The sequence below is a fragment of the Spongiibacter tropicus DSM 19543 genome, from assembly GCF_000420325.1.
Taxonomy (GTDB): Bacteria; Pseudomonadota; Gammaproteobacteria; order Pseudomonadales; family Spongiibacteraceae; genus Spongiibacter; species Spongiibacter tropicus.
Genome location: NZ_ATUS01000001.1, coordinates 1,753,959 through 1,768,943, shown reverse-complemented (window position 1 = coordinate 1,768,943; position 14,985 = coordinate 1,753,959). Strand labels below are relative to the sequence as shown.

The 14,985-nt window shown below is 59.9% G+C and carries 15 protein-coding genes; 5 read left to right on the top strand and 10 right to left on the bottom strand.

Annotated features, from left to right (window positions below; genetic code table 11):
- Positions 1 to 33: 33 nt before the first annotated feature.
- Positions 34 to 1,620 (bottom strand): hypothetical protein, encoded by a 1,587-nt coding sequence (locus tag G411_RS0108280; RefSeq protein ID WP_022958723.1) that lies wholly within the window; start codon positions 1,618 to 1,620, stop codon positions 34 to 36.
- A 167-nt stretch (positions 1,621 to 1,787) separates the two neighbouring features.
- Between G411_RS0108280 and argH the strand changes: the two genes are divergently transcribed.
- The 3 genes from argH (at position 1,788) to G411_RS0108265 (ending at position 7,430) form a co-directional block, all read left to right on the top strand.
- A complete protein-coding gene (gene argH / locus G411_RS0108275; RefSeq protein WP_028968271.1) occupies positions 1,788 to 3,185 on the top strand; it encodes an argininosuccinate lyase in 1,398 nt (465 codons plus the stop codon).
- Positions 3,186 to 3,287: 102 nt separating this feature from the next.
- Positions 3,288 to 4,322, top strand: coding sequence for an efflux RND transporter periplasmic adaptor subunit (locus G411_RS19820; protein WP_022958721.1), 1,035 nt, complete (start codon positions 3,288 to 3,290; stop codon positions 4,320 to 4,322).
- A gap of 3 nt (positions 4,323 to 4,325) precedes the next feature.
- Entirely contained in the window at positions 4,326 to 7,430 is a 3,105-nt protein-coding gene (locus tag G411_RS0108265; RefSeq protein ID WP_022958720.1) for an efflux RND transporter permease subunit, read from the top strand.
- Between the two features lie 50 nt (positions 7,431 to 7,480).
- On the opposite strand, the gene G411_RS0108260 is transcribed toward G411_RS0108265, so the two are convergent.
- The 6 genes from G411_RS0108260 to G411_RS0108235 form a co-directional block, all read right to left on the bottom strand.
- Positions 7,481 to 7,885, bottom strand: a complete 405-nt coding sequence (locus G411_RS0108260) for a GFA family protein (RefSeq protein WP_022958719.1) — start codon at positions 7,883 to 7,885, stop codon at positions 7,481 to 7,483.
- Positions 7,886 to 7,935: 50 nt separating this feature from the next.
- Positions 7,936 to 8,916 carry a PA2778 family cysteine peptidase gene (locus tag G411_RS19815; protein WP_022958718.1) on the bottom strand — a complete coding sequence of 327 codons (981 nt, stop codon included), beginning with the start codon at positions 8,914 to 8,916 and terminating at the stop codon, positions 7,936 to 7,938.
- Between the two features lie 8 nt (positions 8,917 to 8,924).
- Positions 8,925 to 9,317 carry a PA2779 family protein gene (locus tag G411_RS0108250; RefSeq protein ID WP_022958717.1) on the bottom strand — a complete coding sequence of 131 codons (393 nt, stop codon included), beginning with the start codon at positions 9,315 to 9,317 and terminating at the stop codon, positions 8,925 to 8,927.
- Positions 9,318 to 9,370: 53 nt separating this feature from the next.
- On the bottom strand, positions 9,371 to 9,907 hold the full coding sequence (locus tag G411_RS0108245; RefSeq protein WP_022958716.1) for a glycine zipper 2TM domain-containing protein: 537 nt from the start codon (positions 9,905 to 9,907) through the stop codon (positions 9,371 to 9,373).
- Between the two features lie 128 nt (positions 9,908 to 10,035).
- A complete protein-coding gene (locus G411_RS0108240; RefSeq protein ID WP_028968270.1) occupies positions 10,036 to 10,815 on the bottom strand; it encodes an adenosylcobinamide-GDP ribazoletransferase in 780 nt (259 codons plus the stop codon).
- Positions 10,816 to 10,904: 89 nt separating this feature from the next.
- Entirely contained in the window at positions 10,905 to 11,309 is a 405-nt protein-coding gene (locus G411_RS0108235; RefSeq protein ID WP_022958714.1) for an Hsp20/alpha crystallin family protein, read from the bottom strand.
- 172 nt (positions 11,310 to 11,481) lie between these two features.
- Between G411_RS0108235 and G411_RS0108230 the strand changes: the two genes are divergently transcribed.
- Both G411_RS0108230 and murI read left to right on the top strand, forming a co-directional pair.
- Positions 11,482 to 11,961 carry a peroxiredoxin gene (locus G411_RS0108230; RefSeq protein WP_022958713.1) on the top strand — a complete coding sequence of 160 codons (480 nt, stop codon included), beginning with the start codon at positions 11,482 to 11,484 and terminating at the stop codon, positions 11,959 to 11,961.
- A gap of 12 nt (positions 11,962 to 11,973) precedes the next feature.
- A complete protein-coding gene (gene murI / locus G411_RS19810; protein ID WP_022958712.1) occupies positions 11,974 to 12,780 on the top strand; it encodes a glutamate racemase in 807 nt (268 codons plus the stop codon).
- Here murI and G411_RS0108220 read toward each other — a convergent pair.
- The 3 genes from G411_RS0108220 to G411_RS0108210 form a co-directional block, all read right to left on the bottom strand.
- Positions 12,767 to 13,105, bottom strand: coding sequence for a hypothetical protein (locus G411_RS0108220; protein WP_022958711.1), 339 nt, complete (start codon positions 13,103 to 13,105; stop codon positions 12,767 to 12,769). The two genes, murI and G411_RS0108220, sit on opposite strands and share 14 nt — an antisense overlap.
- 118 nt (positions 13,106 to 13,223) lie before the next feature.
- Positions 13,224 to 14,231 (bottom strand): Rieske 2Fe-2S domain-containing protein, encoded by a 1,008-nt coding sequence (locus G411_RS0108215; RefSeq protein WP_028968269.1) that lies wholly within the window; start codon positions 14,229 to 14,231, stop codon positions 13,224 to 13,226.
- A 173-nt stretch (positions 14,232 to 14,404) separates the two neighbouring features.
- The gene (locus G411_RS0108210; RefSeq protein WP_022958709.1) at positions 14,405 to 14,956 is read right to left on the bottom strand and encodes a hypothetical protein; all 552 of its coding nucleotides are present in this window, start codon (positions 14,954 to 14,956) and stop codon (positions 14,405 to 14,407) included.
- Between the last annotated feature and the right edge of the window lie 29 nt (positions 14,957 to 14,985).

Genomic DNA, 14,985 nt, shown 5'->3' with positions numbered 1-14,985 from the left:
CGCTGGGCAGACTAAACCACTGTGATGCTTGCGTCAGCGGCTGGGGAACTGGGTCCAGCCGTCCAGCCATGTCTTTGTGCTGCCGGGTCGCAGAGCGCCGATATACTCGGCGGCCTCGTCCCAGAATTCGCCTTGAGGCAGTGCGCTGGCGCCTTGGCCGAGCGGCGAGCCGGCGGCAATGCGGAAATCGGGTTGTGGGTCGTCGGCCGATAGTCCGGCAAGGCCGGGGTTGGCGGTCAAGGCGAACTCGGCAAAGAAGCGAGCTTCGTCGAAGCCGCCGTCGTCGTTGTGTTTGCCTTGCTCATCGGGATACGGGCCGTTATTCACGATCGCCATCGCGCTGAAGCTCAGCTCCTCGCTATCGAAGCGGGACACGGTTTTGATGTCGCGAATGTCGATGGCTTCGCCGGAGAAGCCGCTGATCAACATATTGTGAAAGTGACCGCCGCTGCCGCGTCGCAGAGTAATGCCGCGCTGAAATTTTTCACTGCTGGACAGACTGAGCAGGCTGACATTGTAAAGCGTGGGCGCGGAGACCGGCGTTGCGGCGTGATCGCTGGCGCTGTTGTCGGCCTCGATGGCGTTGTCGCCCATCTGCGGATACTGCAGTACTTGCATGAATTGTACGCGACCGGTCCAGCCCATATCCCAGTCCAGCGAGTCGTCATCGGCGCCGCTGATCACAACGCGCTGCAAGTCGACGGTGCCGCCGAACACTTCGATGCCGTCATCCGCGGCGCGGTGAACCTGCACGTGCCGCACGATGGTGTTGTTGCCACAGCCGCCGAGTGTAAGACCGTTCAGTTCGTTATTGGCATAGACCTCATAGCCGGCAAATTCAATGCGCACATAGTCGAGTACGCCGCAATGACTGCCGGTATCGCCACCGCCGAAGCGGCCGCGGCGATCATCCATCGGCAGCCCTTCTATCTGCGCTTCACCGCTGTTCACCGGGGCGTTGCCCAGCAATACCAGCCCTCCCCAGTCCCCCGCCTGACGCTGACCCGCGGCCTGGGCGCTGGTGAAGACAATGGGGGCGTCGGCGGTGCCGCGAGCGGTAAGGGTGGCGTCGCGGGTAACGATCAAGGCGCTGCCCGGCTCACCCTGGATTACGGTGCCGGCTTCGATGCTCAATTGCGCATTGCCCTCCAGATAGACAATGCCTTTCAGCCGCCAGAGGGTGTCGGCATCCCAGTGCTGAGTGCCGCGCAGCGAGCCCTGCACGGTTTGCTGGCGCGGGCCGTTATCCAGCAGCACGATGCCGGCGGCAATCGCAAGCAGTATCAAGGCCGCGACGGCCCACAAGGCGCTGCGCTGTTGACCGCCGGAAGGTGTTGTTGGGCGGCTGCTCGCACTGACGGTTTCGGTGATATCCGGGTTGACCCCAGCGTCGCGTTGGGTCAGTTCGCCGTCGCTGTTCAGTACTCGCAAGCTAAGACCCAGCTCGCGCAAGTCCGCTTGCTGGCTGGTGGCGGCCTCATCGATCAGCTCGCGGCGATAGGCGGAGTCGCGCAGCAGGCTATTGAAGTGAATACGGCGGTTGCTGCCCTGCTCCATGGCGGTTTTAAGCTGCCACAGCAGTTCGACCAATTTGGCGCGGGGAGTATCCACAGAGTTCATCGGCGATCCTTTCTGACAGGGGCAAGAGTGCGCGGGGAATTATGGCGCTGCTATATGACATGCAGGTTAAGCTCGCAGGTCTCGGCGGCGGGGTGAACTCTGCTATACTCAGCGGCTTTTCAGAGCGTGCTCGCCACGCGCCCGACCGACACAGGACCCGCCTTGCAATGAGTGACCAAGAGCCGACCATCAAACCCTGGGGTGGACGCTTCGCTGAAGCCACCGATCAGTTTGTTGAGCGCTTTACTGCCTCCGTCAGTTTCGATCAGCGCCTTTACCACCACGATATCAATGGTTCGCTGGCGCACGCGGCGATGCTGGCCAAAGTGGGTGTGTTGAGCGAAGACGAGCTGAAGCAGATTCAGACGGGCCTGGAAGAGATCCGCAGCGAGATCGAGGGCGGTCGCTTTGAGTGGTCGGTGAGCCTGGAAGACGTGCACATGAATATCGAGGCGCGGCTGACGGACAAGATCGGCATTACCGGCAAGAAGCTGCACACCGGTCGTTCGCGCAACGATCAGGTTGCCACCGACATTCGCCTTTACCTGCGCGATGAAATCGGCGCTATCTGCAGCGAGCTGACCCGACTGCAGCAGGGGCTGGTGGCGCTGGCTCGTCGCGAAGCCGATACCATCATGCCCGGTTTTACACACCTGCAAACGGCGCAGCCCGTGAGCTTTGGTCATCACATGTTGGCCTGGAACGAAATGCTGGAGCGTGACTTCAGCCGCTTGCAGGACTGCGCGGCGCGCATGAACCAGAGCCCGCTGGGCGCGGCGGCACTGGCGGGTACCACGTATCCTATCGATCGTGAGTACAGCGCCTCGCTGCTGGGTTTTGACCGCCCTACTGAAAACTCGCTGGACTCTGTCAGCGACCGCGACTTTGCCATCGAGTTTGCTGCTGCAGGCAGCTTGCTGATGACCCACCTGTCGCGCTTCAGTGAAGAGCTGGTACTGTGGACCTCCGCGCAATTCAATTTCATCGATTTGCCGGATCGCTTCTGCACCGGTTCATCAATCATGCCTCAGAAGAAAAATCCCGATGTGCCGGAGCTGATTCGCGGCAAGGTCGGTCGGGTCAATGGTCACCTGATCAGTCTGCTGACGCTGATGAAGTCGCAGCCGCTGGCCTACAACAAGGACAATCAGGAAGACAAAGAGCCGCTGTTTGATGTGGTGGATACCCTCAAAGACAGCATCAAGGCCTACGCCGATATGGTACCGGCGATTACGGTGAACGCCGACGTCACCCGCGAAGCCGCCATGCGCGGTTTCTCAACGGCGACCGATCTGGCCGACTATCTGGTGCGTAAAGGACTACCGTTCCGCGACGCCCACGAGGTGGTGGGTAAATCTGTTGCCTACGGTATTGCCGAGGGCAAAGACCTGTCGGAAATGTCGCTGGACGAGTTGCGCCAGTTCAGCAAGGATATCGACAGCGATGTGTTTGAGGTGTTGACGCTGGAAGGTTCCGTCAACGCTCGCAATCACACTGGTGGTACCGCACCGGCTCAGGTGCGCGCCGCCGTTGACCGGGCTGACGCCCGCCTCGCCCAGCGCTGAGTTGCCGCGAGGCCGCCGCCTGTGAAACTGCAGGCGGTTCTAACGGTCTGTATCAGGCCCTCCGCAGGTGCTGCGGTGACCGATAATAAACAGGAGTTTGTCATGCCTCGCTATAGCCGCGCGTTTTTCCTCTGCCTGCCCCTGTTGGCGTTGGCTGCCTGTGAACCGTCGGTTGAGGCACCGGCTGGTGCTGCCCGGCCTGCCGCGTCGGTAACAACCCAGACGCTGGCTCCGCAAGTGATTGAGGAGCGCCTGCCGGCGCTGGGTACGCTGCTCGCCCGAGAGTCTGTGCAGATCACCAGCACGGTGAACGAGAAAGTTCGCAGCCTTCACTTCGACGAGGGGCAATATGTCGAAAAAGGCGCCTTGTTGGCGGTGTTGGAGCAGGCGGAGGAGCAGGCCCAGCTTGCCTCAGCCAAAGCGGATCTGGGCGAGCAGAACCGTGAAATCAAACGCCTGGAAAACCTGTTGGCGACGCAGTCGGCGGCCCGCAACGAGTACGATGCCCGCATCAGTGCCAAGGAGCGGGCCGACGCGAAAATTGCCGAAGTGCAGGCAAAAATTGACGAGCGAACCCTGCGGGCGCCGTTCAGTGGTGTAACTGGCTTGCGGGAAGTCAGCCCTGGTGCCTACCTCTCGGCGGGCAGTGCCATCACCAGTCTCGACGACCTGAGCGTGATGCGTCTGGATCTGAATATTCCCAGTTTGTTGCTGGGCTCGCTGCGAGTCGGCATGAGCGTCAATGCACACAGTGATGCACTGGATCAGTCTTTCGTCGGCACCATTGTGGCGATTAACCCGCGCATTGATCCGGTGTCGCGCAGTGTGATGGTGCGTGCCGTGCTGGATAACCCCGACGGCGTGCTCAAGCCCGGCATGTTGATGCGCCTGTCGCTGCTCAAGGATCAGCGCGAGGGCATCATGGTTCCCGAGTCGGCGCTGCAGAGCATCGAGCGTCGGCACTATGTCTGGTTGATGGGCGGCGATGGCCTGGCCGAGCGCCGGGAGGTCGAGCTGGGCATACGTACGCCCGGTTGGGTGGAAGTGCTTGCCGGGCTGGCGGCGGGCGATCAGTTGATTACCGAGGGTTACCTGATGCTGCGTCCCGGCAGCCCGGTTGTGGCGCGGGAGTCCTGAGTCATGCTGCTATCCGATACCGCCGTTAAGCGCCCGGTATTCGCCACGGTTATCAGCCTGCTGCTGGTGGCCTTTGGTCTGTTGTCTTTCGAGCGACTGCCGCTGCGCGAATACCCGGATGTCGATCCGCCGATCGTGTCGATTTCCACCAATTACACCGGCGCCTCGGCTGAGGTGGTCGAGTCAAAAATCACGCAGGTCATCGAAGAGCGCATCGCCGGGATCGAGGGTATTAAAACGGTTTCGTCGATCAGCCAGGATGGCTTTTCCTCCATCAATATCGAATTTGATCTGAATCGCGATGTGGATTCGGCGGCCAATGACGTGCGCGACCGGGTCGCCGGGGTGCGCAACAATCTGCCGGAAGAGGCCGACGCCCCCGAGGTGCAGAAAACCGATTCTGACCAGCAGGTCATTATGTGGTTGAACCTGACCTCCACGCGCATGAATACCCTGGAGTTGGCCGATTACGCCCAGCGATACCTGGTGGACCGTCTGTCGGTGATCAGCGGTGTGGCGCGGATTCGTGTGAGTGGCGGCCCGGAATATGCGATGCGCATCTGGCTGGATCACGAAGCATTGGCGGCGCGCAATCTGACGGTTGGTGATATTGAGGATGCCCTGCGGCGCGAGAACGTGGAGTTGCCCGCCGGTACGCTGAAATCGGTCGACCGGGATTTTGTGATCAAGATTGAGCGCCAGTATCTCGAGCCGGAAGACTTCGAGACGCTGGTGGTGCGTCGTGACAGCAGCGGGAATCTGCTGCGGCTCGGTGAAGTGGCGCGCATTGAGCTGGACGCCGAGGAGTACCGGAATCTGTTCCGGGGCAACGGTATTCCGCAGGTGGGTATCGGCATTATCAAACAGAGCGTCGCCAACACGCTTGAAGTGGCCAAAGCGGTTCACGCCGAGGCGGAGAAGCTGCGCGATATTTTGCCTGCCGGGGCCAGCCTGCACGACAGTTTTGACAGCTCCGTCTTTATCGACAGCGCCATCGATGAAGTGTACAGCACCTTGTTTATTGCGGCTGCGCTGGTGGTCTTGGTGATCTTTCTGTTCCTCGGCGACTTCCGCGCCATGCTGGTGCCTGCGATCACTGTGCCGGTGTCGCTGATTGCGACCTTCACCGTGCTCTATGCGCTGGGCTACACCATCAATCTACTGACTCTGCTGGCACTGGTATTGGCCATTGGGCTGGTGGTGGATGACAGTATCGTGGTGCTGGAAAATATTCACCGCCGCCTGCAGCAAGGTGAGACGCCGCTGGTGGCCGCGTTTCTCGGCAGTCGGCAGGTAGGCTTTGCGGTGGTGGCGACCACGGCGGTGCTGATCGCCGTATTTGTTCCGATCACCATGCTCGAGGGGGACGTGGGTCGTCTGTTTGGCGAGTTTGCGGTAGCCATGGCGGTGGCGGTATTTTTCTCCAGCATTGTAGCGTTAACGCTGTCCCCGGTGATTTGTTCAAAACTGCTGCGCCGCGAGGCCATGCACGGGCGTTTGGCCGAATTCGTCGAAGGCTTGCTGCATCGGATGGAGGCGCGCTATCGACGTGTACTCGACGCCAGTTTGCGGCGGCCAGTGATCTCGCTGTCGGCGCTGGGTGCGGCGGTACTGGGTTGCGTGTTGCTGTTGCAGGAAGTGCCCGCCGAATTTGCTCCCAAGGAAGATCGCGGGGTGATGTTCCTGATGATTCGCGGTCCGGAGGGCTCCTCTTTTAACTACGTCAGCAAGCATCTGGAAGAGTTGGAACAACGCCTGATGCCCCTGGCGGAAAGCGGTGAGGTGAAGCGTTTTCTGGTGCGTGCGCCCGCCGGTCGAGGTGGGGCTGAGAGCTACAGTGAAGCCTTCGCCATTCTGGTGTTGTCGCCCTGGGATGAGCGGCGTCCCAGCACCGAAATTGTGGCGGATATCCGCCGCCGCTTGAGTGACTTCACGGCGCTGACGGTATTCCCATTGCTGCCTCAGGCGCTGGGTGGCGGTTTTAACAAGCCGGTGGAGTTTGTGCTCGGTGGCAGTGACTACGAGCATCTGGTGGCCTGGCGCGATGCCATTATGGATGAGGCGCGGACCAATCCCGGTCTGGTGGCGCTGGATACCGATCACCGTGAAACCAAACCGCTGCTGGACGTTACCGTGTTGCGCAATCGCGCGGCAGACCTCGGGGTGAGTACACAGGAAATCAATCGCAGTCTGGAAACGCTGCTGGGCTCGCGCATCGTGACCACTTTTATGATGGGTGGCGAAGAGTACAACGTGGTGCTCGAGGGGGAACCCAGCGCTCAGAACACCCCGGATGATCTCGGCAATATCTATGTGCGTTCCAATACCAGTGGCCAGCTGATTCCGCTGTCGAATCTGGTGCGTATGGAAGAGCGCGGTGATGCGGCGGTATTACACCGCTACAACCGGGTGCGCGCGATTACCATCGATGCCGGTCTGGCCGACGGCTATTCGCTTGGCGAGGCCTTGGCCTATCTTGAGGAGGTGGCGCAACGCGTCGCGCCCGAGGCCATCATTGATTACAAAGGGGAATCGCTGGACTACAAGGATACCGGCGGTGCAGTGTATTTCACCTTTGTACTGGCCCTGCTGGTCGTCTATCTGGTGCTGGCGGCCCAGTTTGAGAGCTTCCTCCACCCGCTGGTGATCCTGCTGACGGTGCCGCTGGCTGTGGCGGGGGCGCTGCTGGGCTTGTACCTCACCGGCCAGAGCCTGAATATCTACAGCCAGGTGGCGTTGATAATGCTGGTGGGACTGGCGGCCAAAAATGGCATTTTGCTGGTGGAGTTCACCAATCAGTTGCGCGATGAGGGCGTGCCGTTCGATGAGGCGGTCAGTCGCGCTGCCGAGTTGCGTTTGCGGCCGATCGTCATGACGGCCATCACGACGATTATGGGAGCGATCCCGCTGTTGCTGGCCTTTGGTGCAGGCAGCGAAAGTCGCTACGTCATCGGCGTGGTGGTGGTATTCGGGGTGAGTGCCGCAACACTGTTTACCCTGTTTGTTATTCCTATGGCCTACCGTCTGTTGGCTCGCCGAACCGGCTCTCCCCACGATGTCAGCCACCGTCTGGAGAAGGAACTACAAGAGCAGGACAAGGCACTTTAGGCTGCCGAGTGCAGCGACCACCCACCGTTGGGTGTCGCTGCATCCCCGCTTCAGCCCGGCAGTCCGTCGAGCTGATCAACGTGCTCCAGTTCGTGATCCCAGTCGGCCCGGCTACTGACGCAAAGATGAGCGTTGGGGCGCAGGCTGACGGCGCTGTCCAGACTGCCCGCGGGCACCATCAGCAGTTTTCCTCCCATGTGCAGGCCGGGCAGTGCGCTACCACACTGCTTGCAGAAGCTTCTGCTGTGGTGACTGCCGGGCAGGGTAAACGATGCCACATGCTGCTCGCCGCTCTGCCAGGCGAGGCTCGCAGAGGTGGAAAACAGGTTTGAGGCGTGGGCCGATCCCGTGCCTTTGCGACAGCGGCTGCAGTGGCAGAGATAAAAGCTTTCAAACTCGCCATCGATAACATAGCGCACGTCGCCACACAGACAGCTTCCCTGATATTGGCTCATGGTATTTTCCTTCTCGCCGGGTGGCAGAGAAAGATAAGCGGCCTGCCCGATCAGGGCAAGTCGGCGCGGTGATCTTCGATAAAGGCGGTGTCGGCGGGGCAGCGTTGGTCGTTTGCACTGCTGCCTTCTAGCTCCTGTTGAGAGGCGACAATATTGCTGTCATCCGGGGCCAGTGCCGCTGCCTTGGCAATGGCGGCCCGTGCTGCATCAGCGCAGGACCTTGCGTCCAAAGAGTAAGCGTAGTTGTTCCAGAGGCTGGCGTTGTCCGGGGCTTGCTGCAGTGCCCGGCGATAGTGAGCACTGGCTGCCGCCATGTCGCCATCGGCATAGGCAAGGTTGGCGCGTGCCAGCCAGCCTTCCGGCTGCCGGGGCCAGTGTTGGCTGGCCTGCCGATAAAAGGCTTTTGCCAGAGCGCGCTGCCCGGTTTCCTCAAAGGCGTTCGCGCTGCGCAGATACGGCAGTGGTCGCGCACTTGCCGGGACGTTACCGCTGTCCACCAAGACTCTTGCCCAGAAGTCGGCCCGTGCCCAGGTGGCGTTAAAGGTGGCGAAACTCAGCGCGTAATTGGGGTGTTCGCCGGAGTGCAGATACAAGGTCTCGCTGGCCAGGTCGTAGCCAAGTACGACGGCATAGTGCCATTGGGGAAACCAGCTTAGGCCTTGATTCTGTAATACGAGTACCGGATTCCCGGCGTCGACCTCCCGAAGCAGGTCGCTGAAGCTGCTCCCCAGTGGATAAGGCATCAGCCCAAGTCGTCGACTGGCGGCCTGCATTTCGGGCGTCAGGCTGCCGCGTCGGCCGGGCAGAAAACTCATTGCTGCAATGGTCTGCTGATCGGCTTCAAGCTGTCGATAGCGGGCAATGCTGGCAATCGCGGCCGGGCCACAGTAGTAGTCCTGCTGCGCAATAAACGGCACCGAGAGTTGTCGGTGTTCGCTGAGTTGCTGACGGGTATCGGTAGGGATATGAGGCGCGCTGCTGCACGCCGCCAATAGCAGGCTGAGCAGCAGCGCAAGGCCGAGTCGGCGCATACCGCCGATTAATTGGCCGGGTTAACGAAGGGGAAGATGTCGGTCACGCCGAGGATGTCGGTGATGAAGAAAATCAATACCAACAGTGCCAGCAGGCCGACAGCACCGGCACCGGCGGGCATGTCATCCATATGCGCCTGCAGGCTGGCGAGTTCATCGGCGGTCAGCGCGTTGATACGGGCATCAACATCGGCGGGTGAGACACCCAGGTCCATCAGTCGGTCACGGACATCATCGCGCTGCAGGGCGTCTTTTAGTGCGGCTTTCTGCTCACTGACACTGGCATCGTGAATGACGCTGGCGGTGTCGACCATCGCCGCCGAGGCACCGCTGGCGGCCAGGCCCATCCAGGCCATCAGCAGACTCAGAATAATTGCCGCACTGCGCTGTTTGTTTCGCATAGGTCTCTCCTTGCTGTTGTTGTCAGGACGCGAATTCCGCGTTTACGTGCCGTTTACTGGTTTTCTACGGCAAGTTGCAGGGATCCGTTTACCACAGGAATCTGCTCACCGGGTGGCTCACTCATCACTACGGTTCCGGTTTCATTGTTCAAACTATAGCTAACCTGATAGCCGGTGACCCGCTGTTTCGGGTCTTCCAGTGTTTGGCAGCGTCGCTCTGTGCGGGTCTGCATATTCTTGCTCTGCATGTCTTCCTGAACACGCTTGCCCGCGTAGCCGCCTGCCGCAGCGCCCGCCACAGTCGCCAGTTTTTTGCCAGTTCCGCCACCGACCTGATTGCCGATAACGGCACCCAGTACCGCGCCGACCACGGTGCCGGTGACCTGATTGCTGTCACGGCTGGGTGCAGTTTCCTGGATCACTTCGTCGCGGCATTCTTCCCGCGATACAAAGTACGTCTCGGTAATGGGTTTTACGTCCAGTACCTGCGCAAACTGAGGCTGACTCTGTTGTTCATAAACGCCGATGCCCGCAGCGGTTGCAACCGCAACCGTACCGATGCCTGCGGCGATCAAAAGCGGATTTGCCATGGTGTATTCCTCCCTCATACAGGCCTTGAGACGCCATTTTCAGGAAGAAGTGCCGGAAAAGCTGGGGCAACAATTCACAGTTGTGATTCAGTACTGATTCATAAACAAAGCCGCTTCGGCGATAGTGTTTAAAGCGCGACCAGCAGTGACAGATAGATCAGCAGCTCACTGAGTTGCTGCGCGGCGCCCAGTGTGTCGCCGCTGTACCCTCCCAGCCGGCGCCGGAGGTAGCGGGCAAAGACAATGCGAAAAATCAGCAGGCTGAACGTCATCAGCAGCCAGTGGCCGACGTCGATAAACAGTGCCGGCAGCAGCACGGCTAGCCCGGCCAGCCACCATTGGCTGAGTGGCAGCGCGGTGGCCAATGGCTTGGATTTCCCCTCGCCGCTGACGTATTGCAGGTCTACCAAATACGACACGGCCAGCCAGCGGCTGAGGGGCTGGGCCAGCAGCAGGGCGAGTGCGGCACTGCTGGCGCTGGGCAGACTGCTGAGCGCGAGGGCTTTGATTCCCAGCACCATCACCAGCGCGACGGTTGCGTAACTGCCGATACGGGAGTCTTTCATAATGCGCAGCACATCGTCGCGCTGCCAGCCGCCGCCAAAGCCGTCAGCGCTGTCGGCTAGTCCGTCTTCATGGAAGGCGCCGCTGACCATAAGCCCGACCCCCATGCTGAGCAGCACCGCCAGTGGAAGATTGTTGAACAGGGCATCGAAGGTCAGCAAAGCAACGGCGCTGATGGCACCTAACAGCAGTCCGACAGCGGGAAAATAGCGGGCGGCACCGTCGAGTTTGTCCTGAGAGAAATCGGGGTCGGGTGGCACCGGCAGGCGGCTGAGAAAGCCCAGTGCCAGCAGAAATATCTGCCACTCTCTACGCAGTCGCTGGGAACGGGGTGTTGTACTCACAATACTGGCCTGGCCGCAAAGGAGCTGATTCCAGCACAGCCAGCCAGACCCTGCAAGCGCCGGGGCTGGCCCTTGATGCATGGAATGGCTTATTGCACGGTGATTCGCCGAGGTTCTGCGGCAGCCAGTTTGGGCAGGTGCAGTGCCAGCACGCCGTTGTCGACTTTGGCGGCAATCTGTTCCTGGTCAATGCTGTCGGGCAGGCTGAAGCGGCGAAGGAAATGGCCTTGCCAGCGCTCACTGACAGCCAGCTTGCCATTGCCGTGGTCGATATTGCGCTCGCCTTTGACGGTCAGCACATTGTTGTCGATGCTGACCTCTATGGCGTCGCGATCGATGCCGGGCACATCCATGCTCAACAGGTAGGCGTCGTCGGTTTCGCTGATATCGACAGCGGGTGCCCAGGCGCGATTCACTGGTTCACGCGGTTCGTTGCGGTGGTCTATGCCGCGGCTCAGGTCATTAAACAGGGCAAACGGCAGATAACTGTTCATGGTGCATACCTCCTGAAAAAACGGTGTTTTCACGAAATTGCGCCAGCATGCTGTGTTTTCTATATGGTGGTGAACGATGTGATTTCAAGTGCTTATCGGTGGCCGCGCGGCTCTGCTACACTGAGCGCGCATTTCCTAACAGCAGCCTGCCTCACTCGAAAAGGATAAAATTATGAGCATCCAAGTTGGTGATTCCATTCCCGCCGTTACGTTGAAAGTGATGGGCGAGAAAGGCCCCCAGGACATCAGTACTGACGATATTTTTAAGGGTAAAAAAGTGGTTCTGTTTGCCGTGCCGGGCGCGTTTACGCCGGGCTGTACGCTCACCCACCTGCCCGGTTATGTTGTAAATGCCGACAAGATCAAGGCCAAGGGTGTAGACACCATTGCCTGCATGGCGGTGAACGATGCCTTTGTGATGAGTGCCTGGGGCAAGTCTCAAAACGCCGATGAAATTCTGATGCTGGCCGATGGCAATGCGACCCTGACATCGGCGCTGGGCCTGGAACTGGACGCCAGTGGCTTTGGTATGGGCAAGCGCAGCCAGCGTTTTGCACTGATTGCCGATGACGGCGTGGTGACTCAGTTGGCTGTTGAACCGGCGGGCGGAGTGGATGTCAGCGCTGCCGAAAAGATCCTCGAACTGCTCTGACGGACTGCCGTTTTGACTGTCCGCGATCGCACGCCGCGTATCGTCATTTTTGATTCCGGCGTCGGTTCGCTCAGCATCGGGGCGGAAATTCATGCCCTGCTGCCGAGTCTGGACTTACTGTACGTTATGGATCGCGGCGGCTTTCCCTATGGCCTCTGGCAGGAGCAGGCGCTGGTCGAGCACATCTGTCAGAAAGTTCACGAGGTACTGCGAGCGCAGTCGGCCGATATGCTGGTGATGGCCTGCAACTCGGCCAGTACGGCAGTGCTGCCAGCGTTGCGCGAGCAGTTATCAATTCCCGTGGTGGGCGTGGTGCCTGCGATCAAGCCTGCCGCGGCGCAAAGCCGCAGCCGCGTCATTGGTTTACTGGCCACGCCGGGGACCGTTGCCCGCCCCTATACTGCCAAGTTGATTGCGGATTTCGCGCCGGATTGCTGTGTGATCCCGGTCGGTTCGGCGGAGCTGGCGCCGGCGGTTGAAGCACTGTTTTGGCACGGCGACGATGCGCCGCAGGTATGGCGGGGCATTGCAGAGCAGTTTCATTGTCACCCCCGTGCGGCAGAAATGGATACCGTCGTACTGGCCTGCACACATTTTCCGTTGGTGAAAGATCAGTTGGCGCGACAGTTGCCGAAGCTGGCCTGGATTGACTCCGGTCAGGCAATTGCCCGCAGGGTTCAGCAGTTATTGCTCGGTCAGGGCTGGCAGCCTACCCCAGTGCCGGGACGACAGTTTTTGCGCTTATTGGGGGCCAGAGAGCCCAGTGAGGTACTGAGTCAACGGTTGGGTGAGCGGGGAATTGTGCTCAGCGGGCATTAAACGCCTCGGCCTGAGTATTGTAGGCGTCTACGGCGTCCGTCATTTCCGCCATGGCCTTGCTGTAGCGACCGATGCGATCCAGACGCCGTTGCTCGGTGTCATGGCCCGTGCCCCTCGCAGTCTTCTCCATGGCATCCATACATTTCAAATAGCGACCCTGCTCATCTAGGTAGGCCTCCAAGCGCTGTCGCCAATCCTGTAATTCGCTGCGCTCAAGGTTTGTGGGTGATGCCGGTGTCGGTGCTGCAGGTAGTGTGCAGGCCGCGTTGGCCAGCGAAGAAAGCAGGCTGGACGCAATCAGCACAGGCAATAGCAGGCGGTTCATTGTGGCTCCGGTCGGCGGTAAGTTGCGCAGAAGTATAGCGCAAAGCCAAGATACGGTGGGGCGCTGGTCGGGCATAAAAAAGGGCGGCTCAGGGCCGCCCTTGATATGTTGTGGCTGCTTACAGTCCGCGGGGGTCAAAACCGCCGGCGTAAAACTGCGAGTACCACTTGCGGAACTTGGCAATCGGGCCGTCGCCGTCACAGAGAATCGGCAGCGGGCGATAAATCTTGTGTTCCCAGATCGGCTTGTCTTCTTCCAGCTGGCCGACGATGTTGGCAATGATCGCCGCGTTAACGCCGCCTTTTTTCACTTCGCCGTCAACTTTAGGCTGGGTGAAGGCGAAGCGCACGTGCACAGTTTCGTTGTCGATCGGCGTGGTCAAGCCCATCAGGAAGGTGTCGGCGATGCCTTCAAACTTGGTAAAGCCCTGGCCGGGGCCAGCGCTGCCAGTGCGGATCGCACCCTTCACTTCACCGCGCGGGGTCGGCATATTGGCTTTCTGCAGACCGCGTACCATCGGGCCATCGTAAGTGGTTTCCCACTCGGGGAACGAGGCCGTGCCGTGCACGTATTTAAAGTGCGCGGGGTCCGCGGCGTTCTCAGCCATTTCCTGCGAGTGAGTATTCAGAATCCACTCGTAGCGCTCCAGCGGTGACCAATCGTCGCCGTTGGCTTCATCGTGTTCAACCACGTCCCACTTCGGCGACTCACCCTCGGGGTGATACCAGGCCCAGATCACCTGATTTGTCTCGCGAACGGGGAAGGACTTCAGGCATTTCTTGCCTTTGATCTTCGGCGGCATATTGGTGGCGTAAGGCACCTCTTCGCACTCACCTTCCGGGTTGAACTTCCAGGAGTGGAATGGGCAGACGATATTGTTGCCTTCGATTCGCCCGCCTTTACCTGCCTGGCCGTGAATGCCGTGGCCCAAGTGAGCGCCCAGGTGGGGGCAGTACGCCTCCATCAGCACGGCGCGGCCACTTTCGGTGCGGAAGAGTACGAGCTCCTGACCGAAATAATGCACGGCACGGGACTCACCAACGGCCAGTTCGTCTGAATAGGAAACCGCGAACCAGCCGAAAGGCATCGGCATGGGGTAGCGTCTGATTGTGGCTGTGTCTGTCATGATTTTGTCCTCAGCAAAGTTGCGGGAACGCTCGCCGCCCAATTATCCATTTGTAATAACCCTATAAAAAGGGCGTTTATTTTGTGCAGCTAGGGTACCGCTTGTCAGATTGCAGACAATGGCAAAATAAGACATCTCACTGGCAAAAAACGCCAATTACACAAATTTAATCGCTAGTCCCACCAGCTTTTGATTTTGTCCATCATGCTGTCAGCGCCCATGCGAATCAGGGTCTCATTGGGTGAGCCGGCTTCGGTGCCTGTGTAGATCATGGCTTCCTGAACGGCGGCTTCTTTGGCCATTTCTTCCACGGTTTGCTCGTTCACGGGCTCGCCGTCAGCCGTTTCCGCTTTGCCCTGAGCGGCCGCGCGAATCTGTGCCGCGCGCTCAGAGTCCGGGTCGATGCCCGCGCGCGCCATCATTTCAATGGCCGCAAAACGTTTGGCGGCCTGTTTGTGGGTGAGCAGTTCGCCTTCGGAGGTAAAGGCATTATCGTTGGGGGCGTCGGCCTTGTCTGGTGACTGACCCATATTGATACGAATAGCCGCAGCCGCCTGAGATTCCGGCGCAACACCGGCTTTCTCTACCGCTTTCTCGGCGGCGACCGCATCGGCGAGTTGCCGGGCGGTAATGGACTCGTCGTGGCGATTGTAAACGCGTCCGTCGTCGGCGAGCGCCGGCAGGCTCAGCAGTGTAGCCATTACCATCAGGGTGAGTGTTCTCATTGTGGGTCTCCGGAGTGGTGGCCGCCTTG